The sequence below is a fragment of the Dietzia cercidiphylli genome, from assembly GCF_014145145.1.
GTDB lineage: Bacteria > Actinomycetota > Actinomycetes > Mycobacteriales > Mycobacteriaceae > Dietzia > Dietzia natronolimnaea.
Window position 1 is genome coordinate 1 of the sequence record NZ_JAALEA010000257.1, and the last position, 4,917, is coordinate 4,917.

The window sequence follows — 4,917 nt, forward strand, 5'->3', positions numbered from 1 at the left end:
AGTGCGACCGGGTCTATATCGAGAAACAGTCGGCTCGCTCGCGCGCCGATCGCGTGAAGCTCGAAGAGTGCATCAGGTACCTGCGAGATGGTGACGAGCTGGTTGTTGCGTCGATGGACCGTCTCGCTCGTTCGTTGGTTGATCTCAAGCAGATCGTTGGCGAGATAACCGCGAAGGGCGCGAGCGTGGAGTTCGTGCACGAACGGGCCACCTACGCCGCCGGCGCCCAGGATCCTCGAGCGGATCTGATGCTCTCGCTGCTCGGGGCGTTCGCCGAGTTTGAGCGGGCCATCATCCGCGAACGCCAGGCTGAGGGCATCGCCATCGCCAAAGCGAAGGGCAAGTACAAGGGACGCAAGCGTGTCCTGACCGCCGAGCAGATCGACAAGGCCCGCGCCCGCATTGAGGCAGGGGAGGGACCATCGGCGATCGCACGTGATCTGGGGGTGGGACGCTCGACGTTGTATCGCGCACTACAACGTCAGACGAGCTAGTCGGCTTGATGTCCGCACTGAGGGGGACGGCGTCAGTTTGCAGTGCGCATCGGGCCGGCAGCGGCTCTGAGGGTTTCACCAACCACCGGGAGGGATCCCGGTATCGGACCAGTCGATCGTCTCGAACTGCTTCTGGTATGCCGAACGGTCGAAGATGAACCGGCCGAGTGGTTCGTAGTTCCAATCTCGGAACCCGCGACGGAAGTCGTGCCACTCGACGACGTCGTTGCGCACTTCGATACGCGCGGTCAATGGCCCGCAATCCCACTCCCCGCAGGTGCACCCCAAGAGGACCGTGTCCCCGTCACCGAAGAACGATGCTTCGGGGGCGCCGAGAAAGTGCTTAGGGCCCTTCACATTTGCTACCGCCATCGGTAGGTACGAACCGGCTGAACCATCCGTTTTCTTTGCCCGGATCTCCGCAGCCTCAATCTCTCGAACGTGTTCCGCCAGAGGCAGCCCGTCGATGATTAGCGCAACGCCCTTGAGGCCGGACACCGACGACGTGTCGTAAGACTCAAGATGGACGTCCAGCCGATTCAGGTTCATGGCACCACCGTATGCGCGCAAGTTGCTCTCGGAACCAGGTTTCTCTGCCCGCGTAAGTTTGGCCCGACCGGCAGAAGGGACTGCTGCCCCCACGGTGCACTCGCCCCTGGGGGACAACTGGTGTCTCGTTCGGCTGTATGTTCTCGGGGACATTGAGCTGGTGAGGGGAGCGGCGCGGTGGGGATGTATGGAGAGCTTCGTGAACGAGGGTTCGATCTGGTCTCGGACACCTCGGTCGCGGACTGGGCGAGTCGACGCCAGTCGGGTGACCTTCACCGTGTCGATTTCCAGGTGCCGGCTGGATTCGAAAAGTACTGCCGCATCTTGCACCGCGTTCACGGCCCGTCTGATGGCGGACTGTCCGACTCGTTCTTGCCGTGGTCTGATTACGCTCAGTCCGTCGGCCTTGCGATCCGTCCGGATACGCGCTGGTATGAGATCTCTCGACGCGATCTGCGACTACGCAGTATCAGCCCGGACGTGGGCGGGCTGGATAAAATCTCCGGACCTGCCTACCTCGAGTTCATAGTCGAACGCCTTCCCGCGGAGGCCCCCATCTTCGCGGGGTACTGGGATGGCATACAGCCACAGCACGAGCCGGGCACGAGCTTCCCCACGGCCCGTTTGGGCGTGCGTGACTACGTGCTATTTCGGGTATCGCTTGCGGCGCTCCTTGACGCATTTCGCTCGGAGTCAGGCTTCCTCTTCGACTTTCCCGCATTGCTCTGGCCGGAGAACAAGAGTTGGTACCTGTCAACGGAGGTGGACTACAACTCCACTCTCGTCGGAGGATCCGAGGAGTTCATCGACGCCCTTCTCGCCCACGAGCCCATCGAGGCTCTCCCTATCGGCCCGGATATTGATCTGACCTACCGAGCCGCCCCGTAACCCAGACCATCCCCATCAGCGGCGTGAAGAGCTACCACCATATAGCGATCGCACAAGACCGCCACATGTCGATGCGATCTCCTTTGGAGTCGACCGATTCCGGGGTCGGATCACACCGTCCCACAACCAAGGAACTGAGAGGCACGTATGACGGTAGTTTCGCGCAATCGAATCGCAGCAAACGAGACTGGGGGCGCCGATCCAACGCTCCCTCAGGTGATGGGTGAAGTGCCCGGACGTTAGCGGCAGTTAGGAAGCGGCGGCCTCACACGAGTAACGGCGGATAGATTCTCGTTCAGCGTCCCGATTGCCTCGTCGAACCATCCGTCATCGATCCAGAAGCGCTTGCCGGTTGCGGTGTTGTTCTTCGTCTCCGCGCGGTTGAGCCGCTGTCCCTGTTGGGGGTGAGTGGCGGGCCGTGCATGTAGAACGTCGTTCCGGACCGCCGCTACCGCGAACAATGCTTTGTATACCGCGACCAGGTAGTTCCTGATCTGAGGGTCTTCCACTTCACTCGCTGCGCTCTTCACGGCACTGGCTATGCCCGAAGTCGTCTTTGGTTCGAGGTGCTTCAGTGCGAGGGTGGCTGGTAGTCGATCAGCAAGACGGGGCAGATCGCCGAGGATGGTCCACTCGAGGTAGGAGACCGAATACGCTACTTCGCCCACCCTCGCGAGATACTGGTCGTCGGGAAGTGCGGCGCGTGAACGCTCCATGTCTGAATCCTCCTGCACCTACTCCCCACTCGCAGTAGGTACGGTGCATTTGGTCCTGCTCTGTGCGGCAGGCTTGTACGACACTTCAGTAAGACCCTGGACCACAGGTCGAGGAACCATTCCGACGGTCCGAGCCAGTGTCACGATGAAGGATCGTCAAATGCGACACCAGGCTGACGGCCCATGGTGACATGGGGGAGTTGCCACACTCCCCAGTGCCCTTCGCGGCCGTTCGGCTTTGGGTGTTCAGGTTGGCCCATCCCTGTTGCCGTCGGGCGCGGGACGTTTGCTCTCTGCGTCGGTCGCCGCCACCCAGACTCTGTACTCTTCGCCCTCCGCGAGAACGCGAGTGGCACGGGCGTCCGGGTCTCCCGGGCTGAGCGCGACAGTGTCGCCGTCGACGGAGTCGACGACGGCATCAAGGAACGCTGCGACTTGGCCAAGGTGGTGTTCTTCTCCGTCCAACTCGATGTTGAGTCTCTGCGTAACCGCGACATTGATACGTGACCCCGCAGTGAGCGTGGGGCGATCGGTGGCATCGATGGTGAATTCAAACGGTGACCAGGTGGTGCTAGCCGCTTGGCCTTGCAGGAGGGTTGCTGCTTCGAAGACATGTCGGAGTTCTCCCGCGGAGAGGGCGCTCGGGATGCGAAGCAGATCCGTGGAGTGCTGCTGGATTACGTTCAACGCTCGTACGAGCCGCGCCGTTAGATGGAGATTCGAATTTCGGTCGTGAGGGTAAGGAACAGTCCAGCTATAACGGCGCGGTCCGTGGCTGGGACTCAGTCCGATTGACACTCCGCGATCGACCGCATCCATGAATGAAACGGCATCGATGAGGTCGCCTGGCAATTGGCTATAGGCGTCCCAGTTCATACGGAAGTCTGCTTCGACTTCGATAGGCTCGAAGCGGGTCCTAAGTGCAAGCTCCACCTTGTCGGTCCGGTCAGCCCATACGGTTCGCTGGCCGCCGCGCACCCCTGACGTGAAGCTCTTCCGCTCCAACCGCAGTTCGGCGACGACATCACCTGTAGCGTCTCGGACTCCAACGGTGATGCTAGATGCGGGTTCCGGACCGCCCGCTTCGGCCGTGATGGCGGTGAAGTGGATCTCAGCACTGTCAATAGTGCCGCCGAGCCCGCCGGGGAGGTTGAGTTCTGCGGACGCAGCAGACGAGGGGATCGTGAGATCGGTTCCGAAATCGAGAAACTGCTCGAAGCTCTCGGCGAGTGCCGGGTCGCCGGTTACGTCGACCTGCACGGTAGTGGTTATCGGACGCTCGCTGAGGGCGGCAGCGAACTTTGCATACACCTTGATGTGGAGCCACATGGGGCCGTGTTGCTCGGCTGCGACAGCAACCAGCCAGGGCTCATCTACTTGGTGCGGGGGGCAATCGGATGTTCCGAAGTGGTACCGGTAGTGAGGGTCATTGTTTGCTGCACGTTGCAAGATCCTGATTCGGTCGCCGACGTCGGCAGGTTGCAAACGAGTCCCGCTACCAAGGGTCGTGTCACCGCGAATGATGGCGGTGAGATCGGCGAGTTGATCAGCGAGACGGTCCTTGCCCCCCTTGAGGTAATAATCGATGAGCTCTGGGTGGCGTGCCGCGAAAATGTCGAGCCGTGTCAGGCCCATCCATGACCACGTCGGGATGCCCAGAGATTTGACCTCCTCTTCGATTCGAGCGCGGTATCCGGGGCTTGAATCGCGGGGGATCACAAGGTGCCACTCGGTGATCGCCCATCCCTCTTGCCTTGACGTTTCGGCGACCGCCCTGAGCGACTTCCTCACTTGTCGGAACTCTGCGTTGGCAAACTTCAGGGGGAAGTTCTTGACTTGAAACACCTTGCGCTGGCTGTCGCCGTCGGGAACAAAGACATCGATGCCGCCGTCCGGGCCAGGTGTGAACTTCTGACCCAGCGGGTGGTCGGCGCACACCAGCATCGCGACGGTGTGTTCGAACTCGCCGCTGTCGAGGCGAGACCAGGGGACGCGTTCAGTGGACATGGATTCGCCAAGTACTCATCAAGACTTCATCGCGCGAGGGCACCGATCCAGTATCCCAATCGACTACGACGCAGGTTGACGAACAGATGCCGCGACGGGGGAGAGGGCGAAAGTTCGCTCGCTGCGCAGCCTCGACGGTGCGGCTTGTCATAAGACCTGGTTGCCGGTGCCGACTCGAGAGCCCGTCCAGCCGGCTGTGGCGGAACGTCATTGCCAGCCCCAGGTATGTGTCAGCGGCCAGTGTCAGCGGCCAGGGTCAGCGG

General features: G+C 61.4%; 5 protein-coding genes. 2 read left to right on the forward strand and 3 right to left on the reverse strand.

Annotation, left to right across the window (positions count from 1 at the left end):
- On the forward strand, positions 1 to 494 hold a 494-nt coding region (locus G6028_RS09735; RefSeq protein ID WP_194306941.1), incomplete at its 5' end, for a recombinase family protein.
- A 75-nt stretch (positions 495 to 569) separates the two neighbouring features.
- On the opposite strand, the gene G6028_RS09740 is transcribed toward G6028_RS09735, so the two are convergent.
- Positions 570 to 1,043, reverse strand: a complete 474-nt coding sequence (locus G6028_RS09740) for a hypothetical protein (RefSeq protein WP_179523838.1) — start codon at positions 1,041 to 1,043, stop codon at positions 570 to 572.
- A 480-nt stretch (positions 1,044 to 1,523) separates the two neighbouring features.
- On the opposite strand from G6028_RS09740, the gene G6028_RS09745 reads away from it, so the two are divergent.
- Entirely contained in the window at positions 1,524 to 1,931 is a 408-nt protein-coding gene (locus G6028_RS09745; RefSeq protein WP_182653820.1) for a hypothetical protein, read from the forward strand.
- 239 nt (positions 1,932 to 2,170) lie between these two features.
- On the opposite strand, the gene G6028_RS09750 is transcribed toward G6028_RS09745, so the two are convergent.
- Both G6028_RS09750 and G6028_RS09755 read right to left on the reverse strand, forming a co-directional pair.
- Positions 2,171 to 2,647 (reverse strand): hypothetical protein, encoded by a 477-nt coding sequence (locus G6028_RS09750; protein ID WP_179523836.1) that lies wholly within the window; start codon positions 2,645 to 2,647, stop codon positions 2,171 to 2,173.
- A 246-nt stretch (positions 2,648 to 2,893) separates the two neighbouring features.
- Positions 2,894 to 4,654, reverse strand: a complete 1,761-nt coding sequence (locus G6028_RS09755) for a hypothetical protein (protein ID WP_179523835.1) — start codon at positions 4,652 to 4,654, stop codon at positions 2,894 to 2,896.
- Between the last annotated feature and the right edge of the window lie 263 nt (positions 4,655 to 4,917).